Source organism: Streptomyces sp. NBC_00459, assembly GCF_036013955.1.
Lineage (GTDB): Bacteria > Actinomycetota > Actinomycetes > Streptomycetales > Streptomycetaceae > Streptomyces.
Map to the genome: position 1 here is coordinate 8,621,413 of NZ_CP107903.1, position 24,606 is coordinate 8,646,018.

The window sequence follows — 24,606 nt, forward strand, 5'->3', positions numbered from 1 at the left end:
GTGAGTCTCATCTGTCGAGCTTGTCGAATGTGTCGAGCAGGGTGGACGCCGGTCCGCCCTGCTCGACGCCGAGCCCCAGGTCGGGTTCCGCATGGCCGTTGCGCTGCTGCGGGATGACCACCGCGCCCTGCTGCAGGGCGACCGTCCGCGCGGGCGCCGGGATACTGATGCCCTCCGCCCGGTAGCGCCTGTGCAGGCGCTTGATGAACTCGTGCTTGATCCGGAACTGGTCGCTGAACTCGCCGACCCCCAGGATCACCGTGAAGCCGATCCGCGAGTCGCCGAACGTGTGGAAGCGCACCAGCGGCTCGTGCTCCGGGACCGCGCCGGTGATCTCCGTCATCACCTCGGTCACGACCTCACAGGTGACCCGCTCGACCTGCTCCAGATCGCTGTCGTAGGCGACGCCGACCTGGACCAGGATCGTCAGCATCTGCTCGGGGCGGTTGAAGTTGGTCATGTTGGTCCCGGCGAGCTGTCCGTTCGGGATGATGACCAGGTTGTTGGAGAGCTGGCGGATCGTCGTCTGACGCCAGTTGATGTCGACGACGTACCCCTCCTCACCGCTGCTCAGCTTGATGTAGTCACCGGGCTGGACGGTCTTCGAGGCGAGGATGTGGATGCCGGCGAAGAGGTTGGCCAGGGTGTCCTGGAGGGCGAGCGCGACGGCCAGACCGCCGACTCCCAGGGCGGTGAGCATCGGCGCTATCGAGACGCCCAGCGTCTGCAGCACGACCAGGAAACCCAGGGCCAGGATGACGACCCTGATGATGTTGACGAAGATCGTCGCCGACCCGGCGACCGCCGACCGGGACTGGGTGACGCTGCGCACCAGGGTGCTGACCACTCTCGCGGTCGTCAGCGTCGTCACACCGATCAGCAACACGGTCAGCGTCTGGTTGACGTTGTGCCCGACCGTCCTGGTCAGCGGCAGCGCCGCGGCGGCCGCTGCCGCGCCCCCGGTGAACGCCGACCACGGCACCACCGTGCGCAGCGCGTCCACGATGACGTCGTCCCCGCTCCAGCGGGTGCGGTCCGCGTGCCTGCCCAGCCAGCGCAGCAGCATGCGCAGCAGGAAGGCCGCCAGCAGGCCCACGGCGAGGGCGATGCCCGCGACGACCAGATCGTCCACGGTGAGTTCCCGCTTCACCGCTCACCTCCGAGGAGTGGTTCCGCGGCGCCCCGCGCCACCGACGGCCGGATGTGAAGTCTCGTCACTTGCCACCTGTTCGAATGTGCGAAAAGTCTTGGATATGCGATCAATCCCCGGACGTCTGTACGACGTCCGGCGACCGCTCATCCTGCCGCATCCGGCCGACCGATCGTCACCGAGCAGTGGCAAACCCGCCATTGAGCAGCTCAGACGGGGAGCGCATCGCAGACGTCCGCCGGGTGCACCTCCCATGCGGGGAAGGGGTCCTCGTACGCCGTATGTGCCAAGTCGACTGCGTATGCGGCCAGTTCCTGCTCCGTCAGCAGACAGTGCGACAGTGCCAGTCGCAGCGACTGGCGGTGCAGATCGGTGCCGATGAACACCAACTCCTGCCCCTGGACGGGGGATTCGGAACCCGTGGCATCGCCCGTCGCGATCGGCTCGAACCGGGCCACCGAGCCCGCCTGTGACCACAGGCCCGTGGTGCCGGGGCGGGAGGCGAGGGTGAAGAAGCCCTTGGAGCGCAGTACTCGGCCGTAACGGCCCGCGTCGAGGGGGCCGGTGAGCAGGTCCCAGAGGCGGCCGGGGTGGAAGGGGCGCGGGTCGCGCAGCACGAGCGAGGAGATGCCGTACTCCTCGGTCTCCGGCACGTGGTCGCCGTTCAGCTCGGCCACCCAGCCCGGTGCCTGCTCGGCCTTCTCCAGGTCGAACAGGCCCGTGCCGAGGAGCTCGGCGGGGTCGATCGTGCCGCGGACGGTGCGGTGGACGCGGGCGGCCGGGTTGAGGCGGCGCAGGGTCGCCGCCAGACGGTCGGCCGCCTCCTCGGGGACCAGGTCCGTCTTGTTGAGGAGGATGACGTCGGCGAACTCGATCTGGTCGATGAGAAGATCGCTGACCGTGCGCTCGTCGCCCTCGACGGGGGTGATCCCGCGTTCCAGCAGGTCGTCGCCACGGTCCAGCTCGGGCAGGAAGTTCACCGCGTCCACGACCGTGACCATGGTGTCCAGGCGGGATACGTCCAGCAGGCTCGCGCCGTCGTCACGGGCGAAGGCGAAGGTCGCGGCCACGGGCATGGGCTCTGAGATTCCGGAGCTTTCGATGATCAAGTAGTCGAAACGGCCCGCGCGAGCCAGCTTCTCGACCTCCTCCAGGAGATCGTCCCGGAGGGTGCAGCAGATGCAGCCGTTGGTCATCTCGACCAGCCGTTCCTCCGTACGGGAGAGGGTGCCGCCGTCCCGGACGAGAGCCGCGTCGATGTTGATCTCGCTCATGTCGTTCACGATGACCGCGACCCGAAGGCCCTGACGATTGCCGAGAACGTGATTGAGCAGCGTCGTCTTTCCGGCGCCGAGGAAACCGGAGAGCACGGTCACGGGCAGGCGGGCGTCGGTGGAAGTGGTGGGCATGCCTCCGCACGCTAGCTTATTGGAAACCATTTTCACAAACGACGGTCGCGCCGGCTTCAGATCACCTTCAGCCGCACCAGCGCCCCCAGTGTCAGCGCCCCCGGCAGCAGCGGCACCCAGACGGTGATGATCCGGAACGCGAGCACCACCGCCGTGGCGACGGCCACCGGCCCGCCCACCGCGACCAGGGCCACGATCAGCGCCGCCTCGACGGAGCCGATACCGCCGGGCGTGGGGATCAGCGCGACGGCGACCGTCGCGGCGAGGTACGCGAGCGCCATGTGCCAGGCCGGTACCGGCAGCCCCAGCGCCGTCCCCACCGAGGCCAGTCCGGCGGCCTGCAACGCCGGGAACGCCAGCGAACCGCCCCACAACGCCAGCGCCCGGGACGGCCGCATGTGCACGGATCGGGCCTCGCCGAGCGCCGTGCGCAGAAAGGAGCGGACGGCCGCGCGCAGCCGCCGTACGCACACCAGCGCGACGGCCGCCGCCAACAGCACCGCGCAGACGCCGATGAACAGCGGACCGAGTGCCGTGCCGGGAAAGAGACCGCCGAGCCGCAGGGCGTGCGGGAACGCGATCAGCAGCGCGGCGAGCAGGCCCAGCCGGCCGACGGCCTCCGCGAGGAGATACAGGGCGAGCGCCGCCGAGGAACGGGCCGCCGGCAGACCGCACACCGTCATGAACCGCAGATTGACCGCGCTCGCGCCGAGCCCGGTCGGCAGCAGATGGTTGGCCGAGCCGGCCGCGAACTGCGTGGCGAGCAGCCGCAGCCTGGGCAGCCGCTCGACGACGGCTCCCTGCCGGCCGGCGGCTGCGGCCACCCAGGTCAGACACGTCGCTCCGGCCGCCGCCAGCAGCCAGGGCCACCTGGCCGACGCCAGATGGCCGAAGCCCTCGGCGAGCACCTCGCGGTGGCGCACCGCGACCACGGCGACGAGAAGGAGCGGGAGCAGGCAAAGGACCTGCCGCACCGGTACGCGCCGGCGCCGGGCCGGGGGAGGGAGAACCGCTGTCACAACCGGAGAGGTTCTCCGCACCGCACCAACACCGGGTTGCGGACACCCGGCCACCGGCCGAAGCGCCGGGCAACGGCACGGGCGAGCCCGGTACGCACGCCTTCTGCCGTCCTTGACCTCAAGGTCGCTTGAGGTCGTACGGTCGCAGCATGAGTATGGAGACCACAGCCTGGATGCAGTTGCACAGCGTCATGAACTCCCAGCAGGACCGGCGCCCCTTCGCCCGCGCGACCCTGCGCCGCATCGCGGAGTTCGCACGCCCGCACCGCCGCCGCATCATCCGCTTCGTCGTCCTGAGCGTGCTCACCGCACTGCTCGCCGTCGCCACCCCCGTTCTCGCGGGCCGTGTCGTCGACACGATCGTGTCCGGCGGCGACGAGAGCACGGTCGTCCGGCTCGCACTGCTCATCGCGGTCATCGCGGTCGCCGAGGCGGTTCTCGGGATTCTCGGCCGCTGGCTCTCGTCGACGCTCGGGGAGGGGCTGATCCTCGATCTGCGGACGGCTGTGTTCGACCATGTGCAGCGCATGCCGGTCGCGTTCTTCACCCGCACCCGTACGGGGGCACTGGTGTCCCGGCTCAACAACGACGTCATCGGCGCGCAGCGCGCGTTCAGCAACACCCTGTCCGGTGTGGTCAGCAACCTGGTCACCCTGGTGCTCACGCTCGCCGTGATGCTCACCCTGTCCTGGCAGATCACCCTGCTCGCCCTGGTACTGCTGCCGGTGTTCGTCATCCCCGCCCGGCGGATGGGCAGCCGCATGGCCAGACTCCAGCGCGAGGCGGCCGACCTCAACGCCTCGATGGGCACCCGGATGACCGAACGCTTCTCGGCCCCGGGCGCCACCCTCGTCAAGCTCTTCGGACGGCCCGACGAGGAGTCCGCCCAGTTCGCGGCCCGCGCCCGCCGGGTCCGGGACATCGGCGTACGGACCGCCCTCGCGCAGTCGGTCTTCATCACCGCCCTCACCCTGGTGTCGGCCCTGGCGCTCGCCCTGGTCTACGGGCTCGGCGGCTGGTTCGCGCTGCGCGGCAGCCTGGAACCCGGCGCGGTCGTCTCGCTCGCCCTGCTCCTGACCCGGATGTACGCGCCGCTCACGTCGCTCGCGGGGGCGCGCGTCGAGGTGATGAGCGCCCTGGTGAGCTTCGAGCGCGTCTTCGAGGTGCTCGACCTGAAACCCCTCATCGAGGAGAAGCCGGACGCCCGAGAGGTCCCCGAGGGCCCGGTCGCGGTGGAGTTCGACAACGTCCGCTTCGCCTACCCCGCCGCCGACCGCGTCTCCCTCGCCTCCCTGGAGGAGGTGGCCGCCCTGGACACCAGGGGCGGCACGGAGGTCCTGCACGGGGTCAGTTTCCGCGCCGAACCCGGCCAGACCATCGCCCTTGTGGGTACCTCCGGCGCCGGAAAGTCGACCATCGGACAACTCCTGCCCCGTCTGTACGACACCGACGGGGGCGCCGTACGCATCGGTGGCGTCGACGTCCGCGACCTGAGCGCCGCCTCCCTGCGCGCCACCCTCGGGATGGTCACCCAGGACGGCCACCTCTTCCACGACTCCGTGCGCGCCAACCTGGTGCTGGCCCGCCCCACGGCGACGGACGACGAACTGTGGGCCGCCCTGACCCGCGCCCGCCTCGACGACCTGGTCCGCGAGCTGCCCGACGGCCTCGACACGGTGGTCGGTGAACGCGGCTACCGTCTCTCCGGCGGCGAACGCCAGCGCATGACCATCGCCCGGCTGCTGCTGGCCCGCCAGCGTGTCGTCATCCTCGACGAGGCGACGGCCCACCTGGACAACACCTCGGAGGCAGCGGTCCAGGAAGCCCTGGCGGAGGCCCTGGCCGACCGCACGGCCGTGGTGATCGCCCACCGTCTGTCCACGATCCGGGCGGCCGACCTGATCCTCGTTGTCGAGGCCGGGCAGATCGAGGAACGCGGCACGCACGACGAACTGCTGGCCCTGGACGGGCGGTACGCGGAGCTGTACCGCACGCAGTTCGTGCAGCCGGGCGAGCGGGCGGAGGTGACGGAGGGCGTGTAGGCGACAGGGGAACGGACTGCGGAAGCGGCGCACGGACATACTGCGGTTCCTGTAGGTGCAAATCCCGTGGGACGTCCAACTCGACCACGGCCGTGCGATGTTGATCGGTGTCGGGGGACATACGGATCTCCGTCCGGTGGGGCGAACGAGGCGTACGAAGACAGCGAGCGAATGGGAGTCGTGCGACATGTCCGAGGAACGCAGATGGCAGATCGAGGAGAGTGTGCTGGTGCGGGCCACTCCCGAGCGGACCTACCGCACGATCAGCGATGTACGGAAGATGGGCACGTTCTCCCCGGAGTGCATCGGCGTCTGGGTGCACGGCCGTGGCCCGGTCACCCGGGGCACCAGGTTCACCGGCTTCAACCGCAAGGGCCTCTGGCTCTGGTTCACCGCCTGCCGTGTCGTCCGCGCCGAAGAGGGACGTGACTTCGCCTTCCGCGTCACCAGCTTCGGCCTGCCGATCGCACTCTGGGGCTATCGCTTCGCGGAGGAGGGGGACGGCACCAGGGTCACTGAGTACTGGGAGGACCTGCGTACGGGACGCAAGGGTCGGCCGGCCGAACTGCTCGGCTTCTTCACGGGCACCAAGCCGGCGGTACGGCACAAGGCGAACGCCGCAGGGATGCGGGCGACGCTGGGGCGGTTGAAGACGGTGCTGGAGCAGTGAGGGTGTGAGACGTAGGAGGGCAAAGGCGAAGGAGCATGCCGGTTCCCCGTCGGAGGCGATCTGCGGCGAACCGGCTTGCCCCTTCACCGGATGCCCACTCGTCCACAACCTCCCGCGACACAACCCCAACGGCGCACGGCACGGCCGACGGCGCCTACGTGCCCGTCTCCCACGGCCAGTTGGCGTCCCGTCCGGCCTCTATGAGCGGGATCAGCCGGAACGCGGCGTCGCTCAGGCCGCCGAAGGTGTGGTGATGCGGGCCGGACGGGGCGTGGGCCGGGGAGTAGCCGGCCAGGTTCCAGGTGTAGACGGGGGTACGAGCGGGGATCGTCCGGAACGGGTTGGACCACTGGGTCGGCCCGGTCTGTTCGTCGGTCACCACGACCACTCGGTCGTGCCGGTCGTAGTGCCGCCTGAGCGCCGCGGCCGTGTTGGTGCCGCCAAGGTCGTGGAAGCGGTCCAGGACGCGCAGTACGGGCTCGCCCGGGGTGAGTTCGACGTGACGGCTGTCGGTCCCGAACTCGACCAGGTCGGCCCGCTCGGCCCGCAGTGCCAGCGCCGTACCGAAAATGGCCGCGGAGTCGGCCCGGTTGAGCTGGGTGTGCTCGCTGGGCCGGTCGAACATCGAGCCCGACCGGTCCACCAGGACCAGCGTGCGCCCGGGCAGTTCGGGGACGTTGGTGAGGGAGTGCCCGAGGGCCGTCTCCAGGGCTTCCTCCCAGCGGCGTGAGGGCGCGTTGCGGTGTGCGGCGAGATAGCGGAAGGGGAACTGGCGGGAGCGGCGCACCTCGTCCGGGTCGGAGATCCGCGCGGCCACCTCGGCGGCGACCCGGTCGCTCACGCCGGCCAGGTCGAGGTTGCGCAGGTTGCGTACGAGGGCCATCGCGCCCATCGACGGGACCAGGGCCTCCCACACCGCCGCGTCGAGCGGCCCCTGCAGCCAGCCTGCCACCGACTCCCAGGTCATTCCGGCCGAGTTCAGCCGCTCGGCGCCGCCGTGTGCGGTGACCAGGGCGTGCCGCTGCTCGACCGGTACGGACAGCAGCTCCCGGTGTGCGTCGAGCAGGCTCTCGCCGGGGGGAGGCAGGGCACCGCCGGGGCGGTGGCGACGGTCGATTGCGTACCTGAACAGGCCGCCCTGCCAAGGTCGTTGGGGGTCGGGTGCGGGGTGGGTGAGTTCGATGACGTCGCCGAAGCGGTAGGCGCGCGAGGCGGTGTCGTACTTGAGGAGCGCGCGCCCGGTGTAGAGGCGTCGTACGGCGTCGGCGATCCCGCGTTTGAGCGGCTGAGGGAGCCTGCGCCCGTACCGGGCGGTCCAGTAGGCGATCAACTCGCCGGGCTCATCGGCCCGTTGGAGCACGGCGGACACGGCCTGCCGGGAGAAGCCGACGGCCTCGGCGTCCAGCCTGGCCCGTACGAACTCGGCCGCGCCCACCAGAGAGGCGGTACGCATGTGGGCCTCGGTGCGCAGCCAGCGCAGCAGACCGAGCGTCCACTCGGGGTCGCTGACGGCGAGCGTGCGCACCAGCTGCTCGTAGCGCGCGTCGCGGGCGGTGGCGTCCTCGTAGAAGCTGTGGTGGCCGACCATGTTGGCCATGGCCAGCAGGAAGAGCTCGGCCTTCGGGGGGCGGGCGTAGCCGGCGCCGCCCTGGTGGGTGCGGCTGTGGAGCCGGAGGGCGTCGGGGTGCCGCAGGGGTCGTGTGGTGGTGGCCGGCGGGAGTGGCCACCGGCCGTGGGTGGAGAGCGACAACGTCGCTCCGCCTGCGGTCAGACCCGGTATTTCCGCCTGGATCTCGTTCCTGGCTTCGGACTTGGCCCGCTGACGGTTGAAATGGGGCATGCAGAAGGTCCCTTGGGAGACGTCCTTGAGGAAAGAAAGAGAGACGCCTTCCGAGATCAGTAGTGGCACCGGGGTGGTGTTGCGTCTCGTCAGGAAGTAACCGGGGCACAGCGCATCGGAAGGCGTCGAACAGGCACGCTAGTCCGTGAGGTGAGCGGACGCACGCGAATAAATTCGCTCCGGTCCGTCCGGAAGGAGGTGACGGCCCCGCGGGACGATCGCCGTCGTCGCGGCACTCGGTGAGGACCGCCCTTGACCTGCAGAACAGGCAGGGAGCCGACTTCCAGGAGTCCAAAATGCTGCGCACCGTGTTCAAGTCCAAGATCTAGTTCTTGACTGTCTGTCCCGTGAAGACGTGTGACGGCCGCTGTTCGGTCAGCATCGGTGCCCGCTCGGATTCCGGCGTCGTAGGCGATCGAGCTGTGGACGGGCTGCTTCGATCCAGCCGTATCGGAGCGGTGGTCTCCCCTGTGCCCGGGAGTTGTGTGCTTCGCCGACACGACGACGGTGCAGGGGAGTCGGCACGTGAACGGCCTGTTTTCCGGAACAGTCCTCCGGAGTGTCAGTGGCGGTCCGTACCCTCGACGGCATGGAGGGGAACGAGCGGAAAGTCCCGCACGGGGAGGAAGCCGACGCCGAGGCCTGGCAGCGGTTGAGCGCGTACGCGTACCTCAGCGCGCCCGAGCGCCTGGAGTACGTCGCGGTGATGCGGGTGTTCTGCGGCACACTGCTCGCCGACCTGTCCGTACCCGACCTCCTCGCCAAGCTGGCCGAGAAGGACTCCCCGGGTGCGGCGCTGGACGCGGAAACGCTCACCCGAAGGCTCGAAGAGCTCGTACGCTGGGGCAATCTGCTGCGCAGCACGCACACCGTCAAAGCGACCAGCATCACCGAGTACCAGCGCTCGCGGTCGCGCTACCAGCTGTCGAAACTGGGGGAGCGCGTACAACGGGGCGCGGACGAAGTACTGGTCGGGGCGGACGCGGCACGCGAGGTGAGCAGCGAGCTGCTGGTCCTCGTCGACCGGGGACTGCGCGAGATCGCCGCCATGGCCGCGGCGCCGGGTGGTGCCGACCCGCAGCAGGCACTCGAGCGGATCAGCACCCTCTTCGTGCAGTTCGCCGAATTCGCCGAGTCCGTCCGGGACTTCTACGCCTATCTGGGCCAGGTGCTGGCGCGCTACGACCTCGACTCGGCCGAGTACCAGGGGTTCAAGGAACTGCTGCTCGACTACGTGGAGGCCATTACGGAGGACGTCTCCTTCCGGGCCCCGCGCATCGCGGCCCACCTGGACGCCGTCCGGCCTCACCTGCCCGGGCTGCTCGCCCGGATCGACGCACACGCGGCGGGTATGGGGGCACTCGCCGACGGGCTGACCGAGACGCGGGTGCAGCGCAGTCGCGGACGGGACATCGCGGACTGGGAGGGGCTGCGAGAGTGGTTCACCGACACCGGAGGGCACTCCAGCCAGGTGGATCAGCTTCGTGACGCCACCCTGCGGGCACTGCAGTCGCTGCTCGCCAACGCCAAGCGGATGCTGCGTTCGGCGTCCGGTGAGATGTCCCGTCGCAAGGACCTGCTGCGGCTCGCGGCCTGGTTCGACGCGGCGGAGCCGGACGAGGCCCACGACCTGGCGGTCGCCGCCTTCGGGCTCTACGGCGCGCGCCACCTGGGGGTGGCACCGGACCCCGACCGATCTGTGCCGGCGTACGTGAGCTGGTGGACAGGGCCCGCGGTGGACGTGCCGGTGGCGCTGCGCGAGCGCGGCAGCAGAGCTCCGCGTGGACGGGCCGCGGCCACCGAGGACCACTCCGCGCAGAAGCGTCACCTCATGGAGCAGGCGCGGCAGCAGGCCGAGGCCAGGCAGGCGGCCGCCGACGAACTGCGCAGCGCCTCGGGCAGGTTCGATTCTGTGCGCCTCGGTGCCCCGGCCATGCGGCTGCTCCTGGAGCTCCTGGCGACCGCACTCGGCAACGCCCGACTGAGCAAGGACGCCCGTGACTTCTCGCTCGACCGCGCGCAGGCGGACGACGTGGACCTCGACATCCGGCTGACCGCGTGGCGCACCCCCGGCCGGTCCACCGTCCTGCGGTCGGTGGACGGCGACCTGACGGCGGACGATCTCTCGCTGGCCGTCGAGAGCCTTGCCGTCGGGACCACATCCGCACCGGCCATGGGGGAGGCGAGCGCCTGATGCCCCTGCCCTCCGCGCACGATGTCGCCCTCGCGGCCGAGCGCCGCACCGCCGCCCGGCTTCTGCTGGCCCACCCCCTGGTCACCAGCTCCGGACCGCACAGCGACACTTTCCCACTGATCCGGCGCCACGCCGACTGGCTGGCACAGCGCTTCCAGCAGGTGTTCGGATACCGCCTGCTGGTGGAGGCCTCCTACGCCCGGCTGTTCAAGGCGGGCCTCGGCCCGGGCTCGGGTCACCGTCTGGAACGGCCTTCGACCGGAACACCGTTCAGCCCGCGCACCTACGCCTATCTGGCCCTCGCACTGTCGGTCCTCGTCACCGCACCGGAGCAGCTCCTGCTCTCCCAACTCGTCGCCGACCTGCGGGCCGCGGCCGTCGACGCCGGCATCGAGATCGCCGACACCGGGCGGCAGGCCGAGCGGCGCACCCTCGCGGCAGCCCTGCGGCAACTCGTCGACTGGGGCGTTCTGGTCGAGACCGAAGGCCATGTCGGGGCCGTCGCCGAGGAGCGGTCCGGTGAGGCGTTGCTGACCGTGGACCGCGAGATCGCGCGAGCCGTCGTCGCCGGCCCGCTCACGCGCAGCCGCGACGGCGCGGACCTCGTGCGCCGGGCGGCCGACCCCGGTTTCGGCGGGCCACGTACATACGTTCGCAGGCGTCTCGTCGAAACCCCCGTCGTCCACCTCGACGACCTCACGGACGCCGAGCGTGAATGGCTGCGCACCCGGCAGCGACGCGAGGCGCAGGCGTTCTCCGAACTGCTCGGCCTGGAAGCCGAGATCCGAGCCGAGGGCATCGCTCTGATCGACACGGACGACGAACTCACCGACCTGAGCCTGCCGGGAACAGGGACTGTCGCCCAGGCCGCGCTGCTCCTCGTGGAGCGGCTGGTCGACCGGCTGCGTCCCGAAGACCCGGGCCACCCGGCGATCGGCGGACGACTGGTCATCGGCGTGCGTGTCCCGGACGGGCTGCTCCCCGGCCTGCTCGACGACCTGATCGAGGAGTACGGCAAGCGCGCCAACTGGCAGCGCGGCCATCTGGAGGACCGGGACGGATTCCTCGCGGCCGTACTCGACCTCCTCGGCCGGATGCGTCTGATGGCTTCCGCCGGGCCCGTGCGCGCGGACGGCCACGGCCTGCCCGAGGGATACGAGCAGACGGTGACAGACGGGCGCTCCGTCACCGATGTCTCTCAGGCGCGGGGCCAGAACCGTCCGGACGGAGGCTGGATTCTGCTTGCCGCAGCCGCCCGGTACGCCACCACGGTGGCGGTCAGGCCCCGTATCGACCGGTCCCCAGCGGACGACGTCTTCGAGGAGTCGCCCCGATGAACCGCCCACCGACCCTGCACCGCTACCGACTGCACCGCGCGGGCATCCGGAACGTCTGGCAGTACGACGAGCAGGAGTTCGTCTTCGGCGAGGGCCGCCTGCTGCTGCGTGGCAAGAACGGCGCCGGCAAGTCCAAGGCCCTGGAGATGCTGCTGCCCTACCTCCTCGACGGCGACGCCCGTGCGCTGGACGCCACGGGAACCGGACGCACCACGCTGGCCTGGCTGATGCTCGACGGCTTCGAGCAGATCAACCGGCTGGGCCATCTGTGGCTGGAGTTCGTGCGGACCGACGAGCACGGGAACGACCACCATCTGACCATCGGCGCGGCCGTTCGCGCGTCCCGGTCGACCAAGACGGCGAAGCCGTTCTTCTTCACCACTCGACTACGAATCGGTGAGGACCTCGACCTGGCTCCCGCCGGGCACCCCCTCCCCATGGACCAGCTCAAGTCGCTCGTCGGCCCGGAGAACGTCACCGACCGCGCAGTCGAGCATCGGGCCAGGGTCGCCCGCGAACTGTTCGGCCTCACCGACCCGGCGCGCTACCGCAACCTGCTCCACCTGCTGCACCGCCTGCGCCGTCCCACCATCGGCGACCGCATCGACTCCGGCGGACTGGTCTCGGTCCTCGCCGAAACCCTGCCCGCCCTCGACGACGAGGTCGTGGAGAAGGTGGCCCGCAGTCTGGACGACCTGGACTCCGTAAGGGCCTACCTCGGACGCCTCGAACGTACCGACCGGGCGCTGCGCACCTTCCTCACCAGCTACCGCGGCTACCTGCACGGCGCGTTGCGCCGCCGCACGGACCAGGTGACCGGTGAGCTGGAGCAGTTGATGGCGCACCGCAGGTCCGCGGGTGACGCGGCACGCAGGGCGGAGGGGCTCCGCGAGCGCGAGCAGGAACTCGACGCCCGCGTCGAAACCCTCACGAGCGAGTCGAGTACCGCCGAGACGGACCTGGCCGCCCTGCACGCCAGTGGCGGCTACCGCAGCCTGCAGGAACTCGGGGAGAGACGCACCACGGTCAACGCCCTGCACAGCGCGGCTTCCACCGCCTTCAAGGCAGTCCGCCAGGCGCACGGCAACCAGGAGGAGGCGGGGCGGCGTCTCACCGCCGAGGCCCGACGGCTCGGTGAAGAGCTGGTCGAACTGAGCACCACGCACGGCGAGTTGGTGCGGGAAGCCGAGCGGTCCAGGATCGACCCCGTGCACCTGGGGGAGCCCGTGGCCACGCCCGTCGCACCGGTCACGCCCGCCACCACAGCCGAACTGACCGCGCCCGAAGGTGACTTCGACCTGGTACGACACAGCGAGGTGCTGGCGGTCGACACAGAGACCTGCACGACCGCGCTGCGGGCCTGGGACGCCCGGCTCGACGTCGCGCAGCCGGTGATCAGGAACCGCGTCAGGTTCGTCACGGAACTGGGCGCTCTCATCGAGCGGTCGAGTGAGGCTCAGAGGCAGGCGGACGAGTCCGACGCGGCCCGTGAACGACTGGGGGAGCAGGCGGACCACGCGCGGACCCGGGCCGATGGCCGCCGACAGGAAACCGCGCGTGAGTCGGAGGCGTACGCCACCGAGGCCAGAGGCTGGAGCGAGCGGTTGCGGGCCTCCACCGGGGTGTCTCTGGACGCCGTGTACGCCCTTGTCACGCAGGACGCGGCCGATGGCCCGCTGTCCGCGCAGACCCCCGACGAGGTGGCCGAGGCGGCGCGGTCGGCCGTCGACCCGTGGCTGGCGGGGCTGGGCGCGGAGCGCGACGACGTCGCCCTGGCCGTCCGCGAACTGGAGGCCGAACAGGTCCGTCTGCGGCGTCGGCGCGAGGAATGGGAACGCCGCACCGATCCCGAGCCTCCGTCCCCGTCCCACCGCACGGCCCCCCGCACATCCGGCACCGGGGCGCCCCTGTACCGCCTGGTGGACTTCGCCCACGACCTGGCGCCGGACGCGCGGCCGAGCCTGGAGGCCGCGCTGGAGGCGAGCGGTCTGCTCGACGCCTGGGTGCGTGCGGACGGCGCGGTCCTCGACCCGACCACCCATGACACCCTCCTGATCCCGGGAGCCCCGGTGGCCGGGCCGACGCTGGCCCGGGTGTTGCGCGCGGTTGCCGCCCCCGACAGTGGAGTAACGGCGGAGCAGATCGAGCGCGTGCTCGGGGCGGTGGCTCTGGCCGGGGCCGGGGCCGGGGCTGGGGTCGGCGTCGGCTTCGGCGATGCCGGGCCGGTGGACGATGCGGCAGAGGCGGGGCCGCACACCGTGATCGGTACCGACGGCTCCTGGAGGCTCGGCATCGCCCACGGCCGCCACACCAAGGAGGCCGCCGAGTACGTGGGTGCGGAGGTGCGTGCGGAGACACGCCGCCGGGCGCTGGCGGATCTCGACCGAGGACTGGCCGACCTGGAAGGCGAGTTGACGGAACGCCGGCACGGCCTGCGGGTCCTCACCGAGCACCGCGACCGGATCGCCGACACGCTGCGCCGACCGCCCTCGGCACGTGGGCTGACGGATGCGTGGGCTCGTACGATCGAGGCCGAGCGCACCGCCGAATCCCTCGCTTCGCAGGCGTCCGCGGCAGCCCGCGAAGCGGAGCAGGCGCGTGCCCGTGCGGTCGCCGCCCGGCGCGAGACCGAGGCGACGGCGAGTGCCCAGGACCTCCCGGCGGACCTGGCCGCGCTGGAAACGGTCCGTCTGGCCCTGGACCGCCTCGGGCAGGGTACGCAGCGGCTTCGTCGGCGCGTGCGCACGGTCCTGTCCGCGGCAGACGGCCACCGGGACGGCCGGACGGACTACGAGCGCGCCCAGTCTGCCCGCCGAGAGGCCGAGTCGGACTACGCCGAGCCGCTCGGCCGCCTGGAGACCGCCCGCCGAACCGTCCAGGCGATGGAAGAGGCACTCGGAGCCACGGAACAGGAGATCCTCGCCCGGGAGGCCGCGGCGACGCGCCGTCTGGAGGCGTTGGGACGCCAACTCCCGCACACGCGAAGGGACCTGGCCGAAGTGCACGACCTGCGCGTACGGGCGGAAGAGGACGAGAGGGTGCAGCGCGAGACGCTCGCCGGCCAGGAAGCCGAGGTGCTGGCCTGCGGCAGGAGACTGCGTACGGCCCTTTCGCTGCCCGGCGTGCTGAGAGGAGCGGGTCTCGACCCCGACGCCGACGACGGAGCCCTGAAGTCCCCTGACCCCGTCCACCACGACGTGCGCGAACGCGTCGCAGCGCTGCGCCTGCTGGGAGACGCCGTGCGTCGCGGATTGGCCGCCGAGCGCCATGACGTCTCGGACACCACCCTCCTCAACCGCCACACCGACCTGCGCGACCAGCTCTCCGGCGGCTACGACGCGACGATCGAGGAGCACGGCGGCATCAAGCTGTGCCGGCTCGTCGACGACCACGGCCCGCACGACATCGCCGTGGTCGGCGAGCGCATCGCGGCCGAGGCCGCCGAGGCACGTGACCGGCTGACGGACCGCGAACGTGAGGTCTTCCAGCGCTTCCTGACGGGAGAACTGGGTGACCACCTGTCCTCGCAGGTGCTGGCCGCAGGCACCCTGGTCGCCGCCCTCAACAGCACCCTCGCCACGGTTCGTACCTCGCACGGCCTGGGCGTCACCCTGGACTGGAAGCTGGCGGACGGTGTCGAAGCCGACGTCAAGGCGGCCGTCGACCTCCTGCGCAGCCCCTCCGGGCTGCGCACCCGTGAGCAGTCCGAGCAACTCCGCGCCGTCCTCCAGCGCCGGATCGAGGACGCCCGCCGCGCCGACCCGGCCGCCGGCTACGCGGCCCACCTGCGCACCGCCCTGGACTACCGCGGCTGGTTCGCCTTCACCCCCTGGGTGGTCGACGACGCGGCACCAGGCAGCCGCCGCAAGCTCTCCGGCCGCACGGGCCTGAGCCAGGGCGAACAGCGGGTCCTCTCCTACCTGGTCCTCTTCGCCGCGGCGGCGGCGCACTTCACCGGCCTCGCCGACACCGCCCCGCACACCCCCCGGCTGATCCTCCTCGACGACGCGTTCGCCAAGGTGGACGAGCCCACGCATGCCCGCCTCGGCCGCATCCTGGTCGACCTCGACCTCGACTTCGTCCTCACCAGCGAGCGACTGATCGGCAACTGGCCCGACGTACCGTCCCTGCACATCTACGAGTGCCTGCGGGACCCGCATGTGCGGGGCGTGGCCACGCTCCATTACAGGTGGAACGGGCGGCAGCGGAGACTGATGTCGGTATGACAGGCCGTGAGAGAGTCGGCGAACATCCTCCGGCCGCCGAGGCCCTCGCGTTTCTCACCCGGCCGGGCCTCACCCGTCTCTGGACGGCGGCACGGACCCGGCTCGAACGCAACGGCCTCCAACCGGCCGGAACCATCAGACTCGAGCACCTGGACGCACAGGAGCGCGAGGCGTTGTCCCTCCTGCTGGCTCGACCGGTCACCGGCCCCACCACCACGATCCGCCTGCAGGACCTGGACACCCGCCTGCGAACCAGCGCGGTCGGACGGGGCCTGGCCTCGACACTGGAGGAACTGGGGCCGTCCCTGACCGACCGCCGAGCGGTCCGCGACGCGGCGGCGGCCGAACGAGACGGCCTGTGGTCAGCGGCTCGGACCGAGGTGGAAGCCACGTCGCTGTCGGCCCAGCCCTGGACAGCACAGTGGCTGGAGGAGATACGACGCGGCGGCACACTCACCCGCCAGGATCCGAAGACCGCGGCGACCGTCATCACCCAGGCTGTCCAGATCCTGGCGATGCTCTTCCCCGGTACGGCCCCACGTTCCACCCCGACCACCTGGGGCCGCGGCGAACTGGCCACCCGGGCCACCGGCTCGGCCCACGGCCTGGACGACGGCACGCTGCTGTCCCGGCTGGCCCTCCGTGGCATCGCGCTGGCGCACGGTGTCGAGCTCCCCGCGGATGCGCCCGCGCGCAGGGCCCTGTGGCGCATGGCCTCGGTCACCCCGGACGAGGTGTCCAGCACGGCGCTCACGTACGGCCTTCACCCCACCGGCGGCACTTGGCGGGAGGCGGCCCTGCGCGAGCGTGCCGACCACCACATGGAAACCCACCTGACCCTGCGCGAACTGCGCACACTGAGCCTGAGGATGCCGCCCGCCACCCACGTCCACGTCTGCGAGAACCCACGCGTGGTCGAGGCCGCGGCCGACACCGGCAGCACGGCACCCATGGTCTGCACCTCGGGGAGCGCCACGACGGTCGTTCTCACCCTCCTGGACGCGCTGGCGGCATCCGGTTGCACCTTCGCCTACCACGGAGACTTCGACTGGCCCGGCATCGCGCTGGCCAACCGGATCATGCACCGGTACGGAGCCACATCGTGGCGTATGCGAGCGGCCGACTACGAGTACCTTGCGACGCGCACGCAGGTGCGGGGCACGCCCCAGATGCCTCTAATCGGAACGCCGACCGAGGCGGTGTGGGACGCGGAACTGGCCCCCACCATGGACGCCCTGGGGATCGCCCTGCACGAGGAGGCCGCGCTGGATCTGCTTCTGGAGGACCTCGGGTGAAGGCTCCGGCCGACGGCTGACCCGTACGCCGCAGCGGGCGTTCGGCAGGGCGCCGAGGCGGCCGTGCCCGCGGCATCGGCAGTGGTTGCTCGGGCGGAACCAGGGAGGTACGCCCCGCATGAGCCGACGACCTCCTCCCGCAGACGAGCAGGCTTGCCGCAGCGGGCAGAGCTGTTTGGTCGTGAGCCGCTCGCCACCACGACGGCGGCAGACCTGATGCTGTGTCGGTTGCCGGCAGAGCGGACCAGATGCTCGCACCGGTCGAAGGGGGGTGTGAGCACCCGACGCCCTGGTTGGTGTCCCACTGAAGATCGCCGGCCTGCTGGCAGGGACGCCCCGGCCCAGAAGATGGCCAGGCCCTTCCGTACACGTGCACGTACCGCAAGGCGGGCCGCCGTATCCGCGCCGAGCTCGTGCGGCGGGGCATCCTCACCCAGGTCGTCGCCCTTCCGGCGGGCACGGCGGCCTCGCATGCGCTTCCCGTCCACCTCTGGCACCTGCGTCGCCCCCGGACGCTGGGGGATGCCGTCACCAGTGTCCGCATGGTCGATCTGACGGCGAGCGATCCGGACGGCTCACTGGAACCGGGTCCCGAGCAGACGGCGGACGTTCCCCTGATCGATCTGCTCGACGATGCCGTGGACATCACTCCCGGCCGTCATGTCGAGGACTCCCATCGTGACTACACGGTTGAGTACCAGACCCTGCGGCGGGAGCTGACCGAGCAGGCGAGGCTGTTGGCGGAGTTGCTGCCGGTGTTGGTCGAGGGCGATGGCCCGAGCGCTCTGGACGGACCTACCGTCAGCGTCGCCGACCTCGCGCGCGCAGGGCTTGTCGAGTACGGCGAACCGGAACCGGTCTCGATCAGCGACCAGCTCGACACCGACTACCTTCAGGGCTTCCTGCGCAGCGCGGCCAACACGCGGCGCTCCACGAGCACCAGCGGCACCTTCCGTCTCGACGGCAAGGGCGCCCGGATCCCGCAGATGGACATCACCGAGCAACGGAGGTACGGAGCGGCCTTCCGCGCGCTTCAGGAGTTCGAGGAGCGGGCGCGGCGAGTGGTGGAGCTGAGTCGGGACGCGGCGGCACTGGCCAGGGACGGGCTCGGCAACGGCGCGCTCGCCCCGGACAGCTGACGGGGAGCGTCACATTGCCGGCCCTGTACGTCTGTTCGGTCACGGCACGAACGAACTGGCCGACCCGCTCCACGTCACGGCCAAAGCCTCCCGCGCACGTGTGCACGCCACGAACAGCAGGCACCGCTCCCGTAGCAGATCCGAGTCATGCTGCAGCGCGTCAACAGTGGCCGGTGTCACCTCGCGGGCGAACGGCACCGCGGTTGCCGTCACTCCCAGGACGGTGACGCAGCGGAACTCCAGCCCCTTCATGGCGTGCATGGTGGCAAGCCGCACCCCGTCCGCGCCGGGCCCCGGGTTGTCCCTGACCCGGACCACCGGGATCCCGGCCGTGGTCAACTTGTCGTACGCCTTGTCGAGCAGCACGTTGAAGCGGGCGCACACCCCGATCTCCGACGGCCGGATGCCTTGGCCGATCCAGCCCTCGACGCGTTCGACGAGCGCCGCGACCTCAGCCTGTTCGGAGCCGTACCCGTCCACGTGGGGTCTCCGGCCGTGCAGCAGGGAGCGGTAACCGGCGAGGCTGTCGCTTCCCTCGCCGCCCAGGTCGTCGACCGACACCGGGCTGAGGAGTCCGGTCGACCAGACGAGGATCTCCTCCGTGGAGCGGTAGTTGATGCGCAGACGGTGGGTGCGGCCGGTCACCGAGATGCCCAGGGAGCCGAGCGACACCTTCGAGTCGTAGATGCGCTGGTGCGGGTCGCCCGTGATGAACAGGTCGTCACTGCTGGGTGCCACCGCGCCACGCAGGACACGCCACTGCGCCGGGTGCAGATCTTGTGCCTCGTCGACCACGACGTGATCGTGCGTGGGCACCGATCCGGCCAGGAGGTCGGCCGCACGCGCACACACTTTGAGATGCGTGGTGGCCTTCTGGGCGCGCAGCATCGACTCGAACAACTCGACGGCGGACCACAGTTGATCGCGTCGCGCCGATGGCAGCGCGCTGCCGCGCCCGCGTCGAAGGGCGTTGCGGTAGGCGTCAGGCGTGCGCAGGTCCTGGGTGAGTACGACGTGTCGGTACTCCTGAGCCAGGAACTGCTCCGTCCACGGCACCCCCAGTTGCTTGACGACACGCTGCCACAGCTGCCGTTCCTCCCGATCGTTGATGGGGGAGGGGGCTTTGCCGTCGAGGCGGGTCACGACGCCGTGTGCGTAGGCGTTGACCGTGGTCACGTCGACACGGCCGAGCAACGCGTCGTCGCCGTCGAGGAGCAGGGACAGGTTCTCGCGCAGTGAGCCGGCCAGGGCGTTCGTGTACGTGGTCAGCAGGACGCGGGTGTCGGGCGAGCGAGTGAGGAGATGCTTGACGCGGTGCAGGGCCGCGACCGTCTTACCCGTGCCGGGCCACCGGTGATCTGGACCGGGCCGCCGTAGGACACCCGGTAGGCGACGCGCGCTGCGAAGGGTGCAGGAACACCCGCCAGGCCGTGAACGGCTTCTCCAGGATGTCCGCGAGCTCATCGGGGCCAGTGACCAGGGTGATGCGGTTCGCGGTGTTCGCGATGGCGACGGCGAGGCTCTCGTCGGGGTCGGGGCCCGCACCGACCGGACGGCGAACGGCGACCACGTCCCGGTACACCTCGTCGGGGCCGAACCCCTCCGCGAGGTATTGGAGCACCTCGCACTGGTCCTCCGGCAGCAGTGTCTCGAACGCCTTGAGCTGTGCTTTGTCGATGATGGTCCGCGCGGCACGCAACACCTGGTCGTCGATGCCGAGTTCCCGCAGCACGGTTTCCGAGTACTTGGCGAGGAGCAGGGAGTCGGCGGCCGCGGCTGCCTTCTCCAGGGCCGGGGTCAATTGCTCGATGGCGGTCACGTTGCGGACTTCGAGCGCGCGAGTCGCGGAGTTCGTCGTGTACAGCCGCTTGGCGGCCCAGGTGTACGCGTCATCGTGCCGTACGACGTTGACGAGCAGGAACACATCACTGCCGTCGTCCGGGGCGAGGACGACACCGCGCCAGAAGTCGTTGATACGGATGGTCCGCATGCGCCCGTCCTGCGCGTTCTGCACGGACTCCAGGTGGAGCCCCTTGTCCGCGTGCAGTTCGGGCACGGAGAGCAGCTGGAACTTCTGCATCGCCTTGCGCACGCCTACCTTGACGCGCTTGTCCAGGACGTCCTAGCTCTCCCAGAAGCTGTTGGCGAACGCGAGCTGCGGCACGAGGTGAACTCCCCACCCTGGACGGACACTCCGCAGTCGATCATACGCGCGGGGTGTTCACCAGCCGCTGGGCCACCTCGTCGATGTCCGTGAGCAGCCCGGGGGGTTCCTGGTCCAGGTCGAGGGCGTGTTGATGAATGACGATGCCCGCGTGGCGCACCTGGTGTGCGGCGTGTGGGGCATTGCCCTTCGCATAGACCAGGTGCCCTTCGCGCAGGCCGAGGGCCGTGCAGTACGCCAGCATCTGGTACAGGTCGGCGTCGGGATATCCACCTGGTCGCTCGGCCTTGTACTTGGCGTCCACCACGGCACACGGGGTGCCGTTCGGCTCGTACAGCACGAAGTCCGGCCTCATGCGGATCGTGGCGGCCTCGTCGAGGTGGTGGGAGTCCTGGAGGCGGGCCGTGTGTCCGCCCGAGCTCCGGCCCTGGCCCTGGAAGATCTCCCGTAGGGCGGTCGTCACGAAGTCCTCGAAGAGCTTGTTCATATCGAAGAGGAAGCCGTCGATGCGCAGATCGCCGGGGATGTGTTCGACGGAGGCGCCGTCCAGGACGACTCGCGAGAGACGCAGGGCCTGGTGGTAGCGGGAGTTGAGGCGGGTGGGACGCCAGTCGGGGATTGGCTGTCCGCGCACGATCGCCGTGACGTCCGTCAGGCGGGCGCGCTGGTGCAGCAGCCTGCGGCGTACGTCGCTCGGTATGCCGGACAGGCGAAGGAGCCGTTCGACGGCCGCGCGTAGGATACGGTTCTCCGCGATGTCGGTGGTGAACTCGTCGTACGCCACCTCGATCGGCAGCATCGCCCCGAAGCGCCGCCGTATCTGTTCTGCCTCTCTGATCCGGCCGCGGACGACGAGTGCGGATTCCTCGGTCGCCCTATAACCCTGCAACAGGCCCTGTCGCAGGGCCCGGTCCACCTGCCGTTCCACTGCGTGGGCGAGCGCCGGCAGCAGATCGCGGTGCTCGGCGACCTCGACCTCGCCGTTTCGCCAACTCCTCCTCGGATCAAGGCTGTAGCCGAGCAGGAAGAAGAGCCGGATAATGGGCACCTTGGGCGTGATGCGCACGGTGACCGGTCCGCCGCCGCCCGGTGCTGTGACGGCCACGGCCCCGACCTTGCTGCCGGCCCGCAGCAACCAGTGCCCCGGCGTGTATGGGTCGGGGGTCGCGTCCACGATGTCGGAAGCGGCAAGGGCACGGCCGACCGCATCCGGCAGGACGAGACGACTCGCCGACGCGTGCTCGACCAGTTCGACGGAGCTCGGGGCGTCTACCGCGGATGTCACCCCAGCGACTCCCGCAGCGCGGCCAGCCCGTACCGCTTCTCGATGTCCACACCTTCCCCGTAGTGATGCTCCTCCATCAGTGGGAGGATCTTCGTCCGCCAGGTCCGCTCCAGGCCGCCCTCCCGGTAGACGCCCTTCTTCATCAGGTACGAGGGCCCGATACGGAAATCGGGATCGTCGATACGGGAGTTGAGCGCCTCCAGCAGGTCGGCGGGCTCCGCGTCCTTGCCCTCCTTGGCCAGCCAGCGGCGCAGCAGACCGCGTGTCGGCTCCGTACGCGGCGACAGTTCGACGAAGGCGAAGCGGCGGCGCATCGCCGCGTCCACGAGGGCGATGGACCGGTCGGCGGTGTTCATCGTGCCGATGACGAACAGATTCGGCGGCAGCGCGAAGTCGTCGCCGGAGTAGGTCAGCCGAACCGACTTGTTGCGGTACTCCAGCAGGAAGTACAGCTCGCCGAAGACCTTCGCCAGGTTGGCCCGGTTGATCTCGTCGATGATCAGGAAGTGCGGGATGTGCCGGTTCCCCTCGCGGGAGGCCAGGTCGGCGAGTTCGCGCAGCGGGCCCGCGGTGAGCCGGAAGGCGACCTCTCTGGTCTGCGGGTCCTCCTGGGGCCGGAAGCCCTCGAAGAAGTCCTCGTAGGCGTACGACGGGTGGAACTGGACCAACTTGACCTGCTCGGGCCCGCCGCCGAGGAACTCGGCCAGTTTCAGCGCGAGGTAGGTCTTGCCGGTGCCGGGCGGCCCGAACAGCACCAACTGCCGTTCATCCGAAAGGAGTTCACGCACCTCGCGCAGCCACGCGACCTCATGCACGAGGAACTCGCCCGCCAGCTCGTCCGTGGGCTCGGGCAGTTCGAGCTCACGGCGGGCGACGATCGCCGGGATCTCGACGCTCGGATCCCGGTCTATGGCTTTGGCCTCCTCCGTCAGCTCTTCGTCGCTTCGGCCCAGCCCGTCGACGAGGGCTTGGACGGGGGTCAGGTCGACGACGTCGTGCTGGATCGAAAGCTTCTGCTGGAGAGCCTCCGGCAACTCGTCGTACGGGACTCCGGCGGGCCTCCACCTGGCCCTCCGGCGCAGATTGGACAGTCCGCCCTCGGACTCGACCTGCTCGGCCTCACCGGTGACCGTGCCCACGTACAACTGCCCGTCGGAAATGGCGCAGAGGGTGTCACCCAACCGCATCTGGGTCAGGAAAGAGTGCAACTCGTCGACCATGGCCTGCTTCTGGCTGTACGAGGTGGTGGCGTCATACCCCTCCTGTACGAACCGTCGCAGCACGCTCTTGGTGGGGTCCGCCTCGTCCACCTGCGGCAGATGAGTGGCCGAGAGCGTCACCCACCCGTCGGGCACCCACAGTCGCTTCACCAGGTCCCGCCCGGACACGTTGGAGCCCCGCACCAGCCAGGTTTTATGGGCAGTGCGCCACGAGCTCCCGAGGTAGTCGACGAGCGGGAAGCCCTCTTCCGTACGCCATTGCGCCAAGCCGTCAGTGCTGCGCCCCGCCACCACGGAGGCGGCCGCGGAGGGGGAGTTGCACTCGATGTCCCGTGTCGTCTCCCAGAAATCCGGCCACCGGTCCGACTCTCTACGGATACCGCCGTCCGCCACCAGCCTCTCCCGCTGGGCCGCTGGGTACGGCGGGATGCCGGGGGTCTCCTCGGGATGCACGGGAGAGCCGGCGAGGACGAGGAACTTCAGGCTCCCGTTCATACCTTTCTCGGGCAGCACCAGCCCCCGGGCCTGTGGCCCTCCGTTCGGCAGGGTCAGCAGGAACTCCGGATACACCGTGGCGGCCCCGCCCTGCGCCGCTTCCGGGCGGGCCTCGTCTCGCTCGTTCACTCCCGCTCCTCGCCCCGGCACCCGACGGCGCTCAGACTTCCCGATCCACTCCGCGCGACCCTACCCGCGGGGTACGACAACTGGCGCTCGCCGCGGATCGACGCCTCAGGTCATGGTGGTGCTCTGGCGTGATGCACCAGACGATCGAGCCACTGAGGCGTCGCCGCAATGCGTATAAGGACGTTCCCGTACCTCCGCCGACGCGACAGACCGTGCCGATACGGCTTTCAGAGGTCGTCGGGGAGCAGGCGGAAGGAGGGCTGCCCGGTCAGTGGCCGCATCATGCGGAAGTGGGCGTCCGTCGTGAAGACATCGGCCGTCTGGAAGGCCGCCGCCAGGGCAACGTTCATCGCGTCCGCCAGACCCACTCCCGCACCGCCGTCCGCGTCGACGTACCCGCGCATCACCGCCATGGCGCTTCTCAGATGCGGTGCGGTGTCGGGGACCTCGAACCGGCGGGCCTCCGCCTGGCCGGTAATGAAGTCCAGCGCGTTCATGGCGGCCTTGGCGCCGACTCGTGAGGTCAGCAGGTAGTCCAGTTCGGTGAGCACCATGGGTGAGACCACGAGGTGCCCAGTTCGCGCGAGAGCTTCTCGGTGGGCGGAGTGGCGGGGGTCCTTCGGTGTGAACAGTCGGTACAGGGCGTTCGTGTCGGCGATGGCGACCGGGATGTCAGGCATCGGCCCCACCGGTCACGGTTTCGCCCATCCCCCGTAGCGTCCCCTCGATCTCTTCGTCGTCGAGCACGGGACCGCCCAGGTCCGGGATGTCCAGCTCGCCCATGGGGTCGGTGCGGAACGGGTACGCGGGTCGGCCAGTCAGCGCACCGCGGGGCACGATGTCCCCTATCGGGACGCCGTCCTTCGTGATGGTCACTGTCTCCCCGGCCGCCACTCGGGCCAGGACACGCGATGTCTGCTGGTTGAGCTCCCTCAGCGGGACCTCCGCGCTGTCACTCATCTCTTCACTGTACTACTCGTTCTACACACTGA

General features: G+C 70.3%; 14 protein-coding genes and 2 pseudogenes. 7 read left to right on the plus strand and 9 right to left on the minus strand.

Annotation, left to right across the window (positions count from 1 at the left end; genetic code table 11):
• Positions 1–7: 7 nt before the first annotated feature.
• The 3 genes from OHN74_RS37905 to OHN74_RS37915 form a co-directional block, all read right to left on the minus strand.
• Complete coding sequence (locus tag OHN74_RS37905) at positions 8–1,150, minus strand: mechanosensitive ion channel family protein (protein ID WP_327699080.1); 1,143 nt, start codon at positions 1,148–1,150, stop codon at positions 8–10.
• A 209-nt stretch (positions 1,151–1,359) separates the two neighbouring features.
• Entirely contained in the window at positions 1,360–2,559 is a 1,200-nt protein-coding gene (locus OHN74_RS37910; RefSeq protein ID WP_327699081.1) for a GTP-binding protein, read from the minus strand.
• 56 nt (positions 2,560–2,615) lie between these two features.
• Positions 2,616–3,578, minus strand: coding sequence for a lysylphosphatidylglycerol synthase transmembrane domain-containing protein (locus OHN74_RS37915; protein WP_327699082.1), 963 nt, complete (start codon positions 3,576–3,578; stop codon positions 2,616–2,618).
• A gap of 155 nt (positions 3,579–3,733) precedes the next feature.
• On the opposite strand from OHN74_RS37915, the gene OHN74_RS37920 reads away from it, so the two are divergent.
• A complete protein-coding gene (locus OHN74_RS37920; RefSeq protein ID WP_327700411.1) occupies positions 3,734–5,620 on the plus strand; it encodes an ABC transporter ATP-binding protein in 1,887 nt (628 codons plus the stop codon).
• Between the two features lie 187 nt (positions 5,621–5,807).
• Positions 5,808–6,290: an SRPBCC family protein gene (locus tag OHN74_RS37925; RefSeq protein ID WP_327699083.1), complete on the plus strand. Its 483-nt coding sequence runs from the start codon at positions 5,808–5,810 to the stop codon at positions 6,288–6,290.
• 154 nt (positions 6,291–6,444) lie between these two features.
• Here OHN74_RS37925 and OHN74_RS37930 read toward each other — a convergent pair whose 3' ends face one another.
• Entirely contained in the window at positions 6,445–8,130 is a 1,686-nt protein-coding gene (locus tag OHN74_RS37930) for a TROVE domain-containing protein (protein ID WP_327699084.1), read from the minus strand.
• A gap of 565 nt (positions 8,131–8,695) precedes the next feature.
• Between OHN74_RS37930 and OHN74_RS37935 the strand changes: the two genes are divergently transcribed.
• The 5 genes and pseudogenes from OHN74_RS37935 to OHN74_RS37955 form a co-directional block, all read left to right on the plus strand.
• Positions 8,696–10,324, plus strand: a complete 1,629-nt coding sequence (locus tag OHN74_RS37935; RefSeq protein WP_327699085.1) for a TIGR02677 family protein — start codon at positions 8,696–8,698, stop codon at positions 10,322–10,324.
• Complete coding sequence (locus tag OHN74_RS37940) at positions 10,324–11,661, plus strand: TIGR02678 family protein (protein ID WP_327699086.1); 1,338 nt, start codon at positions 10,324–10,326, stop codon at positions 11,659–11,661. Before OHN74_RS37935 ends, OHN74_RS37940 begins: the two co-directional genes overlap by 1 nt.
• Positions 11,658–15,887, plus strand: coding sequence for a TIGR02680 family protein (locus OHN74_RS37945; RefSeq protein ID WP_327699087.1), 4,230 nt, complete (start codon positions 11,658–11,660; stop codon positions 15,885–15,887). The genes OHN74_RS37940 and OHN74_RS37945 overlap by 4 nt, the downstream gene beginning before the upstream one ends.
• Entirely contained in the window at positions 15,884–17,182 is a 1,299-nt protein-coding gene (locus OHN74_RS37950; protein ID WP_327699088.1) for a TIGR02679 family protein, read from the plus strand. The genes OHN74_RS37945 and OHN74_RS37950 overlap by 4 nt, the downstream gene beginning before the upstream one ends.
• A 371-nt stretch (positions 17,183–17,553) precedes the next feature.
• Positions 17,554–18,321: pseudogene (locus OHN74_RS37955) on the plus strand (SAM-dependent methyltransferase); the annotation flags it as partial.
• Between the two features lie 39 nt (positions 18,322–18,360).
• On the opposite strand, the pseudogene OHN74_RS37960 reads toward OHN74_RS37955, so the two are convergent.
• The 5 genes and pseudogenes from OHN74_RS37960 to OHN74_RS37980 form a co-directional block, all read right to left on the minus strand.
• Positions 18,361–20,437, minus strand: a pseudogene (locus OHN74_RS37960) (UvrD-helicase domain-containing protein).
• Between the two features lie 88 nt (positions 20,438–20,525).
• Positions 20,526–21,770, minus strand: coding sequence for an McrC family protein (locus OHN74_RS37965; protein ID WP_327699089.1), 1,245 nt, complete (start codon positions 21,768–21,770; stop codon positions 20,526–20,528).
• Positions 21,767–23,614: a DUF4357 domain-containing protein gene (locus OHN74_RS37970; RefSeq protein WP_327699090.1), complete on the minus strand. Its 1,848-nt coding sequence runs from the start codon at positions 23,612–23,614 to the stop codon at positions 21,767–21,769. Before OHN74_RS37970 ends, OHN74_RS37965 begins: the two co-directional genes overlap by 4 nt.
• Positions 23,615–23,841: 227 nt before the next feature.
• Positions 23,842–24,294 carry a PIN domain-containing protein gene (locus tag OHN74_RS37975; protein WP_327699091.1) on the minus strand — a complete coding sequence of 151 codons (453 nt, stop codon included), beginning with the start codon at positions 24,292–24,294 and terminating at the stop codon, positions 23,842–23,844.
• On the minus strand, positions 24,287–24,574 hold the full coding sequence (locus OHN74_RS37980) for a type II toxin-antitoxin system Phd/YefM family antitoxin (protein ID WP_327699092.1): 288 nt from the start codon (positions 24,572–24,574) through the stop codon (positions 24,287–24,289). The genes OHN74_RS37975 and OHN74_RS37980 overlap by 8 nt, the downstream gene beginning before the upstream one ends.
• Between the last annotated feature and the right edge of the window lie 32 nt (positions 24,575–24,606).

Coding starts and splice junctions, on each gene's coding strand:
- OHN74_RS37940 (WP_327699086.1), top strand. CDS start 10,324: ATGCCCCTGCCCTCCGCGCACGATGTCGCCCTCGCGGCCGAGCGCCGC.
- OHN74_RS37925 (WP_327699083.1), top strand. CDS start 5,808: ATGTCCGAGGAACGCAGATGGCAGATCGAGGAGAGTGTGCTGGTGCGG.
- OHN74_RS37930 (WP_327699084.1), bottom strand. CDS start 8,130: ATGCCCCATTTCAACCGTCAGCGGGCCAAGTCCGAAGCCAGGAACGAG.
- OHN74_RS37980 (WP_327699092.1), bottom strand. CDS start 24,574: ATGAGTGACAGCGCGGAGGTCCCGCTGAGGGAGCTCAACCAGCAGACA.
- OHN74_RS37950 (WP_327699088.1), top strand. CDS start 15,884: ATGACAGGCCGTGAGAGAGTCGGCGAACATCCTCCGGCCGCCGAGGCC.
- OHN74_RS37920 (WP_327700411.1), top strand. CDS start 3,734: ATGGAGACCACAGCCTGGATGCAGTTGCACAGCGTCATGAACTCCCAG.
- OHN74_RS37945 (WP_327699087.1), top strand. CDS start 11,658: ATGAACCGCCCACCGACCCTGCACCGCTACCGACTGCACCGCGCGGGC.
- OHN74_RS37975 (WP_327699091.1), bottom strand. CDS start 24,294: ATGCCTGACATCCCGGTCGCCATCGCCGACACGAACGCCCTGTACCGA.
- OHN74_RS37910 (WP_327699081.1), bottom strand. CDS start 2,559: ATGCCCACCACTTCCACCGACGCCCGCCTGCCCGTGACCGTGCTCTCC.